At 72.6% G+C, this 14,489-nt stretch carries 15 protein-coding genes; 4 read left to right on the forward strand and 11 right to left on the reverse strand.

Features of this window, described 5'->3' with window-relative positions; genetic code table 11:
* Positions 1 to 34: 34 nt before the first annotated feature.
* The 10 genes from ACFWN1_RS24795 to ACFWN1_RS24840 all read right to left on the reverse strand — a co-directional run bounded on the left by ACFWN1_RS24795 (position 35) and on the right by ACFWN1_RS24840 (position 10,043).
* Complete coding sequence (locus ACFWN1_RS24795; RefSeq protein ID WP_384365940.1) at positions 35 to 1,405, reverse strand: cytochrome P450; 1,371 nt, start codon at positions 1,403 to 1,405, stop codon at positions 35 to 37.
* Positions 1,402 to 2,484, reverse strand: a complete 1,083-nt coding sequence (gene cyc1 / locus ACFWN1_RS24800; protein ID WP_384365943.1) for an epi-isozizaene synthase — start codon at positions 2,482 to 2,484, stop codon at positions 1,402 to 1,404. Before cyc1 ends, ACFWN1_RS24795 begins: the two co-directional genes overlap by 4 nt.
* Before the next feature lie 254 nt (positions 2,485 to 2,738).
* The gene (def, locus tag ACFWN1_RS24805; protein WP_384365946.1) at positions 2,739 to 3,389 is read right to left on the reverse strand and encodes a peptide deformylase; all 651 of its coding nucleotides are present in this window, start codon (positions 3,387 to 3,389) and stop codon (positions 2,739 to 2,741) included.
* Positions 3,390 to 3,516: 127 nt separating this feature from the next.
* A complete protein-coding gene (locus tag ACFWN1_RS24810; protein WP_384365949.1) occupies positions 3,517 to 4,497 on the reverse strand; it encodes a tetratricopeptide repeat protein in 981 nt (326 codons plus the stop codon).
* Between the two features lie 110 nt (positions 4,498 to 4,607).
* Entirely contained in the window at positions 4,608 to 5,843 is a 1,236-nt protein-coding gene (locus ACFWN1_RS24815) for an HD-GYP domain-containing protein (RefSeq protein ID WP_384365951.1), read from the reverse strand.
* Positions 5,840 to 7,168: an HD-GYP domain-containing protein gene (locus ACFWN1_RS24820; RefSeq protein ID WP_384365954.1), complete on the reverse strand. Its 1,329-nt coding sequence runs from the start codon at positions 7,166 to 7,168 to the stop codon at positions 5,840 to 5,842. Before ACFWN1_RS24820 ends, ACFWN1_RS24815 begins: the two co-directional genes overlap by 4 nt.
* 118 nt (positions 7,169 to 7,286) lie before the next feature.
* Positions 7,287 to 7,589 (reverse strand): mycothiol system anti-sigma-R factor, encoded by a 303-nt coding sequence (gene rsrA / locus ACFWN1_RS24825; RefSeq protein ID WP_384365957.1) that lies wholly within the window; start codon positions 7,587 to 7,589, stop codon positions 7,287 to 7,289.
* Entirely contained in the window at positions 7,586 to 8,281 is a 696-nt protein-coding gene (locus ACFWN1_RS24830; RefSeq protein WP_384365960.1) for a sigma-70 family RNA polymerase sigma factor, read from the reverse strand. The genes rsrA and ACFWN1_RS24830 overlap by 4 nt, the downstream gene beginning before the upstream one ends.
* 258 nt (positions 8,282 to 8,539) lie before the next feature.
* A complete protein-coding gene (locus ACFWN1_RS24835) occupies positions 8,540 to 9,166 on the reverse strand; it encodes an alpha/beta family hydrolase (RefSeq protein ID WP_384365981.1) in 627 nt (208 codons plus the stop codon).
* A 22-nt stretch (positions 9,167 to 9,188) separates the two neighbouring features.
* Entirely contained in the window at positions 9,189 to 10,043 is an 855-nt protein-coding gene (locus ACFWN1_RS24840; protein WP_384365963.1) for an SOS response-associated peptidase, read from the reverse strand.
* Positions 10,044 to 10,093: 50 nt separating this feature from the next.
* Here ACFWN1_RS24840 and ACFWN1_RS24845 point away from each other — a divergent pair, with 50 nt between their 5' ends.
* From ACFWN1_RS24845 to ACFWN1_RS24860, 4 genes are all read left to right on the forward strand, one after another.
* Complete coding sequence (locus ACFWN1_RS24845) at positions 10,094 to 10,816, forward strand: M50 family metallopeptidase (protein WP_384365966.1); 723 nt, start codon at positions 10,094 to 10,096, stop codon at positions 10,814 to 10,816.
* Between the two features lie 61 nt (positions 10,817 to 10,877).
* The gene (aroA, locus tag ACFWN1_RS24850) at positions 10,878 to 12,194 is read left to right on the forward strand and encodes a 3-phosphoshikimate 1-carboxyvinyltransferase (protein WP_384365969.1); all 1,317 of its coding nucleotides are present in this window, start codon (positions 10,878 to 10,880) and stop codon (positions 12,192 to 12,194) included.
* Positions 12,195 to 12,211: 17 nt separating this feature from the next.
* Complete coding sequence (rsgA, locus tag ACFWN1_RS24855) at positions 12,212 to 13,222, forward strand: ribosome small subunit-dependent GTPase A (RefSeq protein ID WP_384365972.1); 1,011 nt, start codon at positions 12,212 to 12,214, stop codon at positions 13,220 to 13,222.
* 270 nt (positions 13,223 to 13,492) lie between these two features.
* Positions 13,493 to 13,816 (forward strand): DMT family transporter, encoded by a 324-nt coding sequence (locus ACFWN1_RS24860; protein ID WP_384365975.1) that lies wholly within the window; start codon positions 13,493 to 13,495, stop codon positions 13,814 to 13,816.
* 3 nt (positions 13,817 to 13,819) lie between these two features.
* Here ACFWN1_RS24860 and ACFWN1_RS24865 read toward each other — a convergent pair whose 3' ends face one another.
* On the reverse strand, positions 13,820 to 14,422 hold the full coding sequence (locus ACFWN1_RS24865; RefSeq protein ID WP_384365978.1) for a TetR/AcrR family transcriptional regulator: 603 nt from the start codon (positions 14,420 to 14,422) through the stop codon (positions 13,820 to 13,822).
* Positions 14,423 to 14,489: the final 67 nt, after the last annotated feature.

Below are 14,489 nucleotides of genomic sequence, written 5' to 3' on the forward strand. Positions count from 1 at the left end.
GCCTGAACGCGCGCCGGCCGGGCGGCGGGACTCCTCACCACCGAGCGGGCTCGACCAGCAGCCGGTGCGGACGCAGTGTGATGCCCACGCGGGTGGTGGCGTCCGAGTCCTCGACCTGACGGAACCGGTACTTCGCCGAGACGGCCGCGACGATCAGGCTCAGCTGGGCCATGGAGAAGTGGTCGCTGGGGCACTTGCGGTTGCCGACACTGAACGGGCTCATGGCGTACTTCGGCACCTCCTCGGCCCGCCCCGGCAGCCACCGGTCTGGGTCGAAGTCGAGGTGGCGGGCGTAGGAACGGCTGTCGCGGCCGATCGCGTAGGGGCTGTAGATGATGTCCGCCCCGGCCGGAATGCGATAGGCACCGAGTGCCGTGTCGGTGAGCGCGCGACGTGTCAATATCCATACGGCGGGCCGGAGTCGGAGGGCCTCCAGGACCACATTGTTGGTGTGGCCCAGCCTGCGTACGTGCTCGAATCCCACCGGTGCGCCGCCGGTTACCGATTCGACCTCCGCGCGCACCTTCTCGGCGTGCTCCGGGTGGTCCGCGAGGATCTCCAGGAGCCACATGATCGTGGAAGCGATTGTCTCGCTTCCGGGGGTGAGTATGGCGACGACCTGATCATGGATCTCCTGTTCGCTGATGGGGTCGCCATTGTCGTCCTTCGCCTCCAGCAAAGCCGTCAGCAAATCGTCCGGCTTTTGACCGGACGCCCTCCGCTCGGTGACGATCTCGTCCACCAGCAGATGCAGATCGGCCAGTGCCCGGTTGAATTCGCGGTGGGACGGGAACGGCAGCCGGTACAGCGGGCCCAGCGGCAGCACCATGCGCCGGTACATGCCACGGAAGACGGTGGCGAGGTCGGTGCTCAGCCGCTCCGCGCGCTCGTCCATGTACTGGCCGCGCAGCAGGCAGCGGGCCGCGATGCGCACGGCCACCCGGAAGGACTCGGAGGTGGCGTCGACGGGCACGCCGGGCTGCCAGCGCTCGGTGAGGGCGTGCGCCTCCTCCTCCATGATCGGCCCGTAGGCGGGGATCGCGGCGAGCCGGAACGCGGGCTGGATGGTGCGCCGCTGCCGCCGGTGCAGCGGGCCGTTGGCGGTGGCCACGCCCTGCTTGCCGAGCAGCCCCTCCAGCGACTCCCACACGGGTCCGTCGATCTTGTAGTCGGGGCTCAGCGCGAGTGCGCCGGTGAGCGCCGGCGCGGTGACGGCGTACACCGTCTTGGGGCCGAGCTTGAGGCGCACCACCTCGCCGTGGTCGCGCAGCTGGGACATGAACGCGAGCGGGTCGCGGGCCAGTTTCAGGCCGTGCCCGAGCACCGGGACGGCGCCCCCGGCGAGGGGTGGCTCCTTCAGACCGGCCAGTTCCCGCGTCTCGGGACCGATGGCGTCGACGGTCATTTCTCACCTGCCGCTTCGTTGTTGACGTACGGGGGTGTGGACCGGTCCTCCCAGTTGTCGACCATGTAGCGGCCGGACTCGTGGTGGAACCAGTAGACGGTGCTGAACCAGTTCCGCATATTGCCGACACAGGTCCGGACGGCGGTGCTCAGTTCCTTTCCGCGCATGGTGCCGTCGTCGAGTTCTGCGGCGAACTCCATTGCCTCGCGCTCGGCTTCGGTGAATTCGGCGATGCATTTCTCGATACGCCGCCTCAGTTCTCCGACGGCTTCTTCGAGCGTGAGCCCGGAATGGGTGATGAGGCTGATTCCGAGGTTGTGCACCTCGTCGCCCGCTATCTCCTTCGGCAGCGAGCACAGATCGTTGTACCAGGCGGCGAATTCCTGGCTCAGCAGGGCCGCACGCCGATAGGCCGGGTTCTTCCGCACCGGGTCGGGGAGTAGGCAGCCGGCGCTCGGTTCCAGGAGGTCGGTCCATATCCAGTGCGCGAAGGTGAGCCGCCTGAGCGCGAGGTACTCCTCGACGCCGGGTACGCGTCCCTCGGTACGGTTGCGGAACTCGCGGTCGTACGCCTCGATCACCTCGTGGAAGTGCCGGGCGAACCGCTCGTTCCAGGTGGACGGCAGGAACGCGTAGAGCCTGCGGACGCTGTCCGCGAAAGCGGCCACCAGCGCGTCCTGGTGGTGCAGATGGTCCTCGGGCGCGTCGAGCGCCGTGTGCAGACGCTGCCGCAGCCGCCGCCAGTCCTCGGGGCGGCCGTGCACGATGTCACGGTCGTGCCGGTCGTCCCAGACGAAGAACCACGCGCTGTAGTCGGCGATGGCCTGGAGGACGTCGTCGGGGGCGCCCAGGTAGTAGCCGGCCATCAGGTCCGTGTAGCACAGGTCGTCGGCGTACTCGCGGACCTTGTCCGGGGACATCAGCCGCTTTTCCAGCAGCCACCGCCGGGTGTTCTCCTGGAGCCTCGGCCAATACGGGTGCAGCTGCCGGGGAAAGGCGTCCTCGATCACCGGGAGCGCGAGGGACGGTGGTACCGCGACCGTTGTCGCCGATGTGGTGCCGCGTGAGAAAGCATGCACGAACAGACCCCTCTCGACCGCCGGCGGCACACGCCCCTCCCTGCCGTGCCGGGCGGGCGCCGTTGCGTATCCCCGACACCTATTCAGCACTACAACTGACCGTTAAGGGAACGGATTTGCTCCCTTCACTACCCCAAGTCGCCGGGATTCCTCCGACGCACAGCTGAACGAGCGGACGCACGAAGCCCGGCCGGATGGTCCCGGCCGGGCGTCATGGCTGTTCGGTGCGGTGGCGCCGGTGCGGCGCGGTCCCGTCAGTCGTTGGCGACCACGTCGTAGCGTGGTTCGTTCTCGGCCATCTGCCGCAGCGCGTCCTTGCGGTCCCGCTTGGACAGCCGGTCGATGTACAGGTAGCCGTACAGGTGGTCGGTCTCGTGCTGGAGGCAGCGGGCGAAGTAGCCGGTGCCGCGCACCCTGATCGGGTTGCCCTTCTCGTCCTGCCCGGTCACCTCGGCGTAGTCGGGGCGCGCGAGCGGCGCGTACGCCGTGGGCACGGACAGGCAGCCCTCGTTGCTGTCGTCCAGGCGGCGGGCGGCGGCGGGCAGTTCGACCAGCTCGGGGTTGACGACCACACCGGTGTGGCGCACGCCGTCGTCGTCCGGGCAGTCGTAGACGAAGACCTTCTGGCTCACACCGATCTGGTTGGCGGCCAGGCCCACGCCCTCGGCGGTGCGCTGGCTGGCGAACATGTCCGCGACCAGCTGCTCCAGCTCGGGGCCGAACTCGGTGACGTCCGCGCACTCCTTGTGCAGCACCGGGTTGCCGACCACCGTGATCGGCCGCGAGGTCCCGCGCTCACGCCAGCCGGCCTCACGCTCCTCACAGTCCTCCGTGTCGACGACATAGCCCTCGTCATCGACGGGGAGCACGCCCGCGTGCTGCTGATCGGTGTCCTGCTGAGCCATGACCGAGTGACGCCTTCCTGCACAAAAACTGGGGGGTGAATGCTGGTACAGGGTACGGGTAGCGCTCTGTCGGGGGCGCGGGGAACCGCGCGACCGGCCACGACGGACCGCCACCGGGCAGCGCCGGTCAGCACACCTCTTCGAGATCCCGCCAGTCCCTGGAGTCGGGGCTGTCGGCGACCCACCCGTCCAGCAGCCCCCGGACCAGCGAAGCCGGCGCGGCGATCCCGCACTCCCGCTCGGGCACCCACAGCTGCCCGTCCGTCCGGTGCCCCAGCGGACCGGGATGACCCGGCTCACTGTGGTCGTGGGGATCGAGATGCACACCCTCCCCCTCGTCGGACGGCATCCGCGACTCGGAACACATCCGGCAGAGCAGCCGCACGGAAGAGGACCAGTCCTCCGCCGCGAACCCGGCGTCCGCGGCGAGTTGCTCCAGCGCGTCCCGGTCCGCCTCGGTGGCCGCCTCCAGCAGCACCACCCAGGTTGGCACGGGCGAGGGCGCCCACAGCTCGATCTCGTCGAAGACCGGGAAGGAATGCCCGGTGGAGGTGGTGCGCTCGCCGTGCGGGACGCCGTCGTGCAGCACGACCTCTCCCCAGCGCCGCCCGGAGGAGGGCAGCGGGATGGACAGCACCTCGATCCGCGCCGGGTCCAGCCTGCGGCCCCAGACCACCTCGGCCTCACCCTCGGGGGAGAGCCGGACGGCCGCGCTGCCCAGCTCCATGCCGAGCGGCTCGCCGAGCGCGGTGGCACCACCTGGCACCTTCAGCCCGTACGCCTGCCAGGCGCGGCGGGCCAGTGGCCAGTCCTGGAGCGCGGTGGCGGCGATCCCGACGTTCCACCAGTCGGGGGCGCCGGTCTCCCGGTCCAGCAGGGCGACCGCGCGCAGTCCGGCGGCGCGGGCCTGTTCCCAGTCGTGCCGGAACTTGTGCAGCAGGGCCAGATTGAACCAGGACTCGGCGAGCCAGGGCTCCAGATCGGCGGCCCGTGTCAGCAGCTCGCCCGCGTCCTCGTACCGGCCGTCGCCGATGAGTGTGAACGCCCGGTCGGTCGCCTGCCGCCAGGAGGCGGAGGGCCGGTTCCGTACCTTCCCGAAGATCCTCACGATTCCCGCCTGCCAGTTCCGTTCCGCTCAGTGGGCTGGCTGTTGCCCCCGGTCTGCCTCTCCCTCGCATCCAACCACGTCACGTGGGAGAGGCGCTCATTACCCATCGGTTACCCAGCAACCGGCAGGGTCAGACAGTCGCGGGACAGCACCCGCGCCAGTGATTCCACCACCTCGGGGGCGTAGTCCCCGGCGGTGGCGAGCCGCAGTTCCTCCAGCGCGCGCAGCGGGCCCTCGGCCCCGGCGTCGCGGGACTTCTCCTCGTAGGCGTTGACCGCGCGCACGATCCGGGCGGCGACCGGCTGGTCCCGGTAGGGGTCGGCCTGCCGCTCCACGACCACGGCGACGGCCGCCGCCACGCCGGTCTGCCGGACCACGGCCCCGCCGAGCAGGGCGATACGGCGCTGCTCGGCGCCGGGCAGGCCGGCGGTGGCGCCCGCGGGGACCGGGTCGACCAGGCTGAGCTGGCCGATGTCGTGCATGAGGGCAGCGTGCTCCAGCACGGTCAGCTCGGCGCGGGTGAGCCCGAGGTCCCGGCCCACCGCGAGGCTGAGCGCGGCGACCCGGCGGGCGTGCCCGGCCGGGGTGTACCCGGCGATCTCGGTGGCGCGGGCCAGCGAGGTGATGGTCTGCCGGTAGGTGGCGCGCACGGCCGCGTACCGGCGCAGCGACAGCTGGGTCAGCAGCAGCGGGAGGCAGAACAGCGGCAGCGCCCACAGACCGGCGACGGCCACGGCGAGCGCCATCACCACGCCGGTGGCGCAGACGGCGGAGCCGATGCCGAGCAGCCCGCGCAGTTCCTCGCGCAGCAGCGCACCGAAGGGCCAGCGGGTGCGGGAGTGGGCGAGGGCGGCGGCCAGCACCGCGTCGCACAGCGCGGTCAGGACGAGCAGGGCGACCAGCAGCAGGGCGTAGGCGGAGCCGTCCCAGTGGGTGAACACACCCCGGCTGTAGGGGGGTTGGAAGCAGACGGCGGCGAACCCGACCTTGAGGACCCGGCGGGCGAGGTGGTCGGGGGTGGGGATGTGGGTGCGGCCGCGCCAGATGTGCGGGACCCCGCCGAGCAGCGTGGCGACGAGCACCACGGTGACGATCTGGGCGGCGCCGTGCCGGGCGGGGTGTCCGGCGACCGCGCCGAGCAGGGCGTAGGAGAGGGAGCCGGCGGTGCCCAGCGGTGCGGCGCGGCGGGAGCCGCCGCCCTTCCAGCGGGTGAGTTCGCCGACGGCTATGAGGACGCCGAAGGCGAGCGCGGTGCCCCCGTCGTCGACGCCGGTCCACAGGGTGGCGCCGAGCGCGAGGGCCGCGACGAGGGCGGCGGCGCCGTGGATGAGGCGCCGGACGCTCACCGGTGGGCCCCGGTGGTCCGGCCGTCCGTGTGCTGGCGGGGCGGGGTACCGGGCACGGCTTCGCCGGCTTCCTCGGTCTCGTCGGCGGTGACCTCGGGGCGCCAGCCGTGGCGGCGCAGCGCGGCGGTGAGCGCGCCGACCATCCGGGGGTCGAACTGGACACCCGCGCACCGCTCCAGCTCGGCGACGGCGACCTCGACGGGACGGGCCCGGCTGTAGCAGCGGTTGGAGGTCATGGCGTCGAAGGCGTCGGCGACGGCGACCACGCGGGCGCACTCGGGGATCTGGGTGCCCGTGAGCCCGTAGGGGTAGCCGCTGCCGTCGAGGCGTTCGTGGTGGTGCAGGATCGCCGCGCGGGCCTCCCCGAGGAAGGAGATGCCCCGGGTCATCTCGTGGCCGTACTCGGGGTGGAGTTCGATGATCCGGCGTTCCTCGGGGGTGAGCGGGCCGTCCTTGCGCAGCAGCCGGGTGGGGACGCCGAGCTTGCCGACGTCGTGCAGGATGCCCGCGAATCGGAGCACCTCCACGCGTTCGTCGTCCATGCCGAGCTGGCGGGCGATCATCACGGACGCCCGGCCGACGCGCTCGCTGTGGCCCCGGGTGTAGCCGTCCTTGATGTCGACGGCCTGGACGAGGGCGCGGATGGTGGCCTGGTGGGCGGCGCGCTCGCGGTGGTACTGGGCGAACACCCAGCAGGAGACGCCCATCGGGAGCAGCACGAGCAGGGCGGCGACGGGTCCGTAGGGGCTGCGCCAGAGCACGGCGGTCATCAGCCCGGCCAGGCCGTGCACGGCGACGGGGGCGAGGGAGCGGGTGAACAGCCCGCGCCAGGCCCGGCGGAGCGGAACCCGGTCGGCGGCGGCGTGCATGGCGCCGTCGAGCAGCGTGAGCACCAGGCAGAAGGCGAGCACGGCGGCGCCGGCGGGCAGCAGCGCGTACGGGAAGTCGGAGCCGTCGACGGCGGCACCGCCGTCGAGCGCGTGGTGCGTCCGGGCGGCCGCCCAGACGGCAAGCGCGGGCCGGGCGGCGCGCCACACCCGGCGCGGGAGCGTCGGCGCGTGCTCGACCGGGGAGAGCAGGGCGGCGGGCAGCGGGACGAGCGCGGCGGCGGCCGGCGGCAGCAGGAACGCCCCGGCGAGGAGTACGGGGTAGAAGGTGCCGCCGAAGCGGCGGCGGACGACCTGGTCGCAGAGCGCGTAGAGCACGGCGAGCAGAGCGAACGTCCTCCAGGGGGTGGGGGCGGCGGGTGCGGGCAGTGCGCAGAGCGCGGCGAGGAGGGCCGCGCCGGCCACACAGGCCCGCGCCCTCCCCGGCACCGTCTCCATGACGACCACCCCGCCCACATGCCGCCCGTACCCCGTCCGGGTGGAGCGTAGGACGGAGTACGGGTGCGGCGGGGGTCAGTCCGCTGGGATTAGCACGTTCGGGTGATGGAGGCGGCGGTCAGCTCTCGCGGGCGGCCGCGGTCACGTCATGCTCGGGCACGGTACCGCCGGAGCGGATCAGCTCGATCCGGCCCATGACCTTGGCGCGCAGGTCGGCGGGGACGTCGTCATGTCCGCAGCACCGCTTGACCAGCTTCTTGACGGCCTGCTCCAGCCCGTACTTCTCCAGGCACGGGTGGCATTCCTCGAAGTGGTGCTGGAACTTGTCGCGGTCGACGTCCGGCATCTCGCTGTCGAGGAACTCGTACAGGTGGTCGAGGACCTCACCGCAGTCCGTCTCGTGCGGCTCTCCGCAGCTCATGAGCCCGAGCCTTTCGATTCGTGCGACTCTCCGGCGCCGGCCGGGACCAGTCCGCGCTCGCGCGCGTAGTCCTCCAGCATGCCGCGCAGTTGACGGCGGCCCCGGTGCAGCCGGGACATCACCGTGCCGATGGGTGTCCCCATGATGTCCGCGATCTCCTTGTAGGCAAAGCCCTCCACGTCCGCGAGGTACACGGCGATGCGGAACTCCTCGGGGATCGCCTGGAGCGCCGACTTCACGTCCGAGTCCGGCAGATGGTCCAGCGCCTGGGACTCGGCGGAGCGCAGCCCCGTCGACATGTGCGACTCGGCACGCGCGAGCTGCCAGTCCTCGATCTCCTCAGCCGCGCTGCGCTGGGGTTCACGCTGCTTCTTGCGGTACGAGTTGATGAAGGTGTTGGTGAGGATGCGGTACAGCCACGCCTTGAGGTTGGTACCTTCGCGGAACTGGTGGAACGACGCGTACGCCTTGGCGTACGTCTCCTGCACCAGGTCCTCCGCGTCGGCAGGGTTGCGCGTCATGCGCAGCGCGGCCGAGTACATCTGGTCGAGGTATTCGAGCGCGTCCCGCTCGAAGCGCGCGCTGCGCTCCGTGCTGGTCTCGGCGCCCGCCCCCGCGTTCACGCCCTGGCCCTCGGGCAGCTCCGCCTGGCCGCTGCCGGCCCCTGCGTCGGTACCGGTGACCGGACCCACCTCCTCAAGTTCCCGCGCGAGGCCGAGACCGGCCCCACTCGTTTCGGAGGATAGAACACGACCCGTACCCGCCGCCGCTCGAATCGGAGCGGTCTTGGCCGCGTGCAGCACCGTCCAGTCCAGGCCAGTACGGCTGCTGCGACTCGGACATGCGGTCGAACCCATGCGGCTGACTTCCTCTCCCGCGACGACGCCTCACCGGCGTTCCAGTACTTCTGTCCGCCACAACAGCGGTGCCCCGTCCGGCATTCCCGAGGTTCACCCGAGTGACGCGGCCCACCTGGAGACGGCGTCCGTCACGGTCTTCAGCGCGGCCCCCTGAGTCACGGGGGCCCGCTTCGGCACGGCGAAGGAGTGATCGCCGAAGGGCACCTCGACGAGTTCGAAACCGCCGTCGGGGAATTCGCCGGGGCGGCCGAAGGGGTCGTTCCCGCCCTGGACGACGAGCGTGGGCACGCCGGCGCCGAGCAGCTCGGCGGCGCGGGACTTCCCGGGCTTGCCCGGGGGATGCAACGGGAAGCTCAGCACGAGCACCGCGTGGGCGCCCAGCTCGGTGGCGGTGCGGCAGGCGACACGGGCGCCCGCGCTGCGGCCACCGGAGATCACCGGCAGGCCGGGCCGGGTCAGCGCGGGCCACAGGCCCCGCCAGCCGGTGTCCAGGGTCCTCGGCGCCGGGGCGACCCTGCGCCCGGCCACCCGCCAGGGCTGCTCCACCAGGGCGACGCTCACCCCGCGCGCGGGCAGGACCGCGGCGAGGGCCTGAAGGTCGCGGGCGTCGATCCCGCCCCCGGCGCCGTGGCTCGCGGCCAGGACGAGGCGGGGGTCGTCGGCGGGGTGCCAGGTGACGCGGGCTGTCCCGGCCTCGGTCTCGACGGTCTCGGTCACAGCGGCGGAAGGGAGGCTCACATCAGAAGAGTGTGCCCTCCTCCGGTCCCTCCAGCTCCTTCAGCAGCTCCGGGCCGTTGTTGCGGACGTTGCTGACGGCCGTGGGCACCGGGTAGGCCCGCATCAGGCCCTCGGGCGGCGGGGCCAGCAGCTCCCGCAGTTCGCCGGGGTCGGTGCGGGCGGGGTCCAGCCAGGCGTCCCAGCGGTCCGGGGTGAGCATCAGGGGCATCCGGGGGTGGATGTCGGCGAGTGAGCCGGGGCCCTCGGCCGGGGCGACGGCGAGGGGGCCCCGCTCGGCCTCCGTGGTGATCACCGAGCAGGTGGCCCACCAGGCGCCGGGATGGTCGGCGGGCAGGGTCGCGTCCCGCCAGAACTCGTACAGCCCGGCCATGGCGAACACCGAGCCGTCGGCGGGGAGCACGAAGTACGGCTGCTTGCGGGCCCGCTTCTTCCTGCCCTCCACCTCCAGGTCGCGCTCCTGCTCGCCGGTGACCCACTCGTAGTAGCCGTCGGCGGGCAGGATGCAGCGGCGGGCTGCGAAGGCGCGGCGGTAGGCGGGCTTCTCGTGCACGGTCTCCGCGCGGGCGTTGATCATCCGGGCGGCGCCCTCGCGGGTCTTGGCCCAGGACGGCACCAGTCCCCACCTCAGCCGGCGCAGCTGGCGAACCGGACGGCGGTCGGCGGCGTCTTTCAGCGGACGGTCCAGGACCGCGTAGACCTCCTTGGTCGGGGCCACGTTGTAGTCCGGCGGGAGGGTCTCCTCGGGCTCCGGGGCCCGGCCGCCCGTTTCCGCCGGGGCAGGGGGGACCCCCACCTCTATGTCGAAGACCGCCGCGAGATCCTCTGGACCACGACTGGCCGCATACCGTCCGCACATACCGGCCACACTGCCAGACTCCGCCCGACGACAGGGAGCCATCCGTATTCATGGACAGCAACACGACCACCGCGCTGCCCGATCTCTGGGACCGGCTCAGCGGCACCCAGCCCGGACCCGACCCGTGGGTGGTGCTCGCCACGCTGGCCGCCGCGCTCGCCGTGGTCGCCCCGCACCCGGTGTGGCGGGTGGCCCGGAACGCGATCACCATCGCGCACGAGGGCGGCCACGGGCTGACCGCCCTGGTCACCGGCCGGAAGCTGACCGCGATACGGCTGCACTCCGACACCAGCGGCCTCACGGTGAGCCGGGGCAAGCCGTACGGGATCGGCATGATCCTGACGGCCGCCGCGGGCTACACCGCGCCCTCGCTGCTCGGGCTGGGCGGTGCCGCGCTGCTGGCCGCCGGGCGGATCACCCTGCTGCTGTGGGTGGCGACCGCGCTGCTGCTGGCGATACTGGTGATGATCCGCAACGCCTACGGCGTGCTGACCGTGGTGCTGACCGGCGGGGCCTTCCTGCTGGTGTCCTGGCTGGCGGGACCGCAGGTGCAGGCGGCTTTCGCGTACGCGGTGGTGTGGTTCCTGCTGCTGGGCGGGGTGCGTCCGCCGTTCGAGCTGCAGGCCAAGCGCAGGCGGGGCGGCGCCGGGGACTCGGACGCGGACCAGCTGTCCCGGCTCACCCATGTGCCGGCGGGGCTGTGGCTGTTCCTGTTCCACGCGGTGTCGCTGTGCTCGCTGATCGGCGGCGGGCGGTGGCTGCTGCGGCTGTGAGCGTCCGGTACCCGGGTTCGATCAAGATCTGGGCGGGTTCTCAGCCACTAAAGTGGGGCGCATGACCGTGAACCCCGCTCATACCGTCCTCTGGCCCGCCCCGCACGCGACCGGAGCCGTCGACGCGACGGTCCATGTGCCCGGTTCCAAATCGGTCACCAACCGGGCCCTGGTGCTCGCCACCCTCGCCTCCGAGCCGGGCTGGCTGCGCCGGCCGCTGCGCTCGCGGGACACCCTGCTGATGGCCGGGGCGCTGCGCGCGATGGGCGTGGGGATCGAGGAGGGCGTCGGCCCGGACGGCTCCGGCGAGGCGTGGCGGGTGCTGCCGACGGGGCTGCGCGGTCCGGCTGCGGTGGACGTCGGCAACGCGGGCACGGTCATGCGCTTCCTGCCGCCGGTCGCCGCGCTGGCCGACGGCCCGGTCCGCTTCGACGGCGACCCCCGGTCCCACGAGCGCCCGCTGCACGGCGTGATCGACGCGCTGAGGGTGCTGGGCGCCCGGATCGACGACGACGGCCGGGGCGCGCTGCCGCTGACCGTGCACGGCGGCGGGGCGCTGGAGGGGGGCCCGGTGTCGGTGGACGCCTCCTCCTCGTCCCAGTTCGTCTCGGCGCTGCTGCTGTCCGCGCCGCGCTTCAACCAGGGCGTGGAGGTCCGCCACACCGGCGCGACGCTGCCCTCGCTCCCCCACATCCGGATGACGGTGGACATGCTGCGCGCGGTAGGCGCCCAGGTGGACACCCCGGAGTCGGGCGGTGAGCCGAACGTGTGGCGGGTGACGCCGGGCGCCCTGCTGGGCCGGGACCTGACGATCGAGCCCGACCTGTCCAACGCCCAGCCGTTCCTGGCGGCGGCCCTGGTCACCGGCGGCAAGGTGACGATCCCGGACTGGCCGGAGCGCACCACCCAGCCGGGTGACCGGCTGCGGGAGATCTTCACCGAGATGGGTGGTTCCTGCGAGCTGACCGAGTACGGGCTCGCCTTCACCGGCTCCGGCGCCGTGCACGGCATCGACGTGGACCTGGGCGACGTGGGCGAGCTGACTCCCGGCATCGCCGCGGTCGCCGCCCTCGCCGACTCCCCCTCCACCCTGCGGGGCGTGGCCCACCTCCGGCTGCACGAGACGGACCGGCTGGCCGCGCTCACCAAGGAGATCGACGAACTCGGCGGCGACGTCACCGAGACCGCCGACGGCCTGCACATCCGTCCGCGCCCCCTGCACGGCGGCGTGTTCCACACCTACGACGACCACCGGATGGCGACGGCCGGCGCGATCATCGGCCTGGCCGTGCCCGGGGTGCGGATCGAGAACGTGGCGACCACGGCCAAGACGCTCCCGGACTTCCCCGAGCTGTGGGCCGGGATGCTCGGTAACTGACGGGCGGACTGACGATCATGCGCCGCTACGGCAAGCACACCGACGAGGACGACATCCGCACGCGTCCCAACCGCAAGGGCAACCGGCCGCGGACCAACATCCGGCCCAAGCACGAGGACGCGGCGGAGGGCATGGTCCTCACCGTCGACCGGGGCCGGCTGACCTGCCTGGTCGAGGGGCGGACCATCACCGCGATGAAGGCCCGCGAGCTGGGCCGCAAGGCGGCCGTGGTGGGCGACCGGGTCTCGATCGTCGGTGACCTGTCGGGCCAGAAGGACACGCTCGCGCGGATCGTGCGCATCGGGGAGCGCTCCTCCCTGCTGCGCCGCACCGCCGACGACGACGACCCCTACGAGCGGGTCGTGGTGGCCAACGCCGACCAGCTCGCCGTCGTCACCGCGCTCGCTGACCCCGAGCCCCGCCCCCGGCTGATCGACCGCTGTCTGGTCGCGGCCTTCGACGGCGGTCTGACCCCCCTGCTGGTCCTGACCAAGTCGGACCTCGCCTCCCCGGACAAGCTGCTGGAGCAGTACGGCGACCTGGACATCCCCTATGTGGTCACCAGCCGCGAGGAGCTGGAGAACGGCGACGCGGCCGACCGGGTCCGCGAGCAGTTGGGCGGCAGGATCACGGCGTTCGTGGGCCACTCAGGCGTCGGCAAGACCACCCTGGTCAACGCGCTGGTCCCGGTCGACCGGCGGCGTACGACGGGACATGTCAACGCGGTGACGGGCCGGGGCCGGCACACCACGACCTCGGCGCTCGCGCTGCCGCTCGGCGACGGCACCGGCTGGGTGGTCGACACCCCGGGCGTACGGTCCTTCGGGCTGGCGCACATCGAGCCCTCCCGGGTGATCAACGCCTTCCCGGACCTGGTGCCGGGCACGGCCGAGTGCCCGCGCGCGTGCAGCCATGACGAGCCGGACTGCGCGCTGGACGCCTGGGTGGCCGAGGGACACGCCGGCCAGGCCCGCCTGTACTCGCTGCGCCGGCTGCTGGCGACGAGGGAGCGCCGGGAGGGCGACTGAGGCTCGCGTGGTTTGCCGGGGCGGGCGTTCGGTAAGTGCATAATCGCACCGAGCCGGAGATCCGGGCCCAGGGTCTTGCCTCCGGATCAGGCCGGCTCGGGCCGAGGGCGCTTCGCGGCTGACCCGTGCGGGGTCTGGTGCGTGCGGTCGCGAGGCGGAGGAGGGCGTCGACGCGGAGCGTCGGCGACCGACGACAACGCCGCAGAGGTGCGCGCCAGGGCCCGCCACACCGGCAGGATCCGGAAGACAGACCCTAGGGGAGGACAGCGCATGACGTGGCTGCTGGTCATCGTCGCCGGGCTTCTGGAGACCGGTTTCGCCGTGTGCCTGAAGCTGTCCCACGGGTTCACCCGGCTCTGGCCGACGATCGCCTTCGCCTCCTTCGCGCTCGGCAGCTTCGGCCTGCTGACCCTGGCCCTGAGGAAGCTGGACGTCGGTCCCGCCTACGCGGTGTGGACCGGCATCGGCGCGGCCGGGACGGCGATCTACGGCATGGTGTTCCTCGGTGACCTGGTGTCCACCCTGAAGATCATCTCCATCTCCCTGGTGATCGCCGGGGTGATCGGCCTCCAGCTGTCGGGCTCGGCGCACTAGCCCTCAGAGTTCCCGGTGCAGGGCGCGGTGGACGAGCCCCGCGGTGCCACCCTCGCCCGCCGGTGCCGCCACGCAGGACAGGGCGAGCCGGAGGGCGAGTTCACAGGCGAAGGCAAGCTCGGCGGTGCCGGCCGCCGGGGTGCCGGGCGCGGCGAGGACGGCCACGGCCCGGTCGCGCACCATCCGCAGGAAGTCCCCGGGTGCGGGCAGCGGCACGTCGGCCCGCCGCTGCGCGGGCACCGTGGAGGTGGAGGGCAGGCCGGGGCGGGCGGGCTCGGGGAGCCGTTCGTGCCAGCTGCCGGTGAGCATGGCCCGTACCAGCGCGCTGGTACGGGCGGTGGTGGCGGTCCACTCGGCGGCGGCGGCGAGCCGGTCGCGGGGGTCGGCGTGGCCGGCGAGGGCGCGCTCCACCCCGGCGAGGTAGCCGTCGGCCTCGCGCCGCATCAGGGCCCTGGCCAGGCCGTCCTTGCTGCCGAACTCGTTGTAGAGCGTCTGCCGGGACACTCCGGCGGCCGCGGCCACGTCGACCATCCGGACCGTCGACCACGGCCGGCCGGCGAGCGCTCTGCCTGCGGCGTCCAGCAGCGATTCGCGGGCTGCGGGCATCTTCGCCTCCCTGGGGCGCGAGCTGTGGCGCTCAGATTTGACTCGCCGACCGGCCCTGTCAAGGGTC

It is taken from the genome of Streptomyces sp. NPDC058459, assembly GCF_042721685.1.
In the GTDB taxonomy this organism is placed as follows: Bacteria; Actinomycetota; Actinomycetes; order Streptomycetales; family Streptomycetaceae; genus Streptomyces.

What these genes read in the sequence shown, in the direction of transcription:
- ACFWN1_RS24840 (WP_384365963.1), bottom strand. Translation starts at nt 10,043, where the DNA reads ATGTGCGGACGGTATGCGGCCAGTCGTGGTCCAGAGGATCTCGCGGCG.
- aroA (WP_384365969.1), top strand. Translation starts at nt 10,878, where the DNA reads ATGACCGTGAACCCCGCTCATACCGTCCTCTGGCCCGCCCCGCACGCG.
- ACFWN1_RS24795 (WP_384365940.1), bottom strand. Translation starts at nt 1,405, where the DNA reads ATGACCGTCGACGCCATCGGTCCCGAGACGCGGGAACTGGCCGGTCTG.
- ACFWN1_RS24820 (WP_384365954.1), bottom strand. Translation starts at nt 7,168, where the DNA reads ATGGAGACGGTGCCGGGGAGGGCGCGGGCCTGTGTGGCCGGCGCGGCC.
- ACFWN1_RS24865 (WP_384365978.1), bottom strand. Translation starts at nt 14,422, where the DNA reads ATGCCCGCAGCCCGCGAATCGCTGCTGGACGCCGCAGGCAGAGCGCTC.
- rsrA (WP_384365957.1), bottom strand. Translation starts at nt 7,589, where the DNA reads ATGAGCTGCGGAGAGCCGCACGAGACGGACTGCGGTGAGGTCCTCGAC.
- def (WP_384365946.1), bottom strand. Translation starts at nt 3,389, where the DNA reads ATGGCTCAGCAGGACACCGATCAGCAGCACGCGGGCGTGCTCCCCGTC.
- ACFWN1_RS24845 (WP_384365966.1), top strand. Translation starts at nt 10,094, where the DNA reads ATGGACAGCAACACGACCACCGCGCTGCCCGATCTCTGGGACCGGCTC.
- ACFWN1_RS24860 (WP_384365975.1), top strand. Translation starts at nt 13,493, where the DNA reads ATGACGTGGCTGCTGGTCATCGTCGCCGGGCTTCTGGAGACCGGTTTC.
- rsgA (WP_384365972.1), top strand. Translation starts at nt 12,212, where the DNA reads ATGCGCCGCTACGGCAAGCACACCGACGAGGACGACATCCGCACGCGT.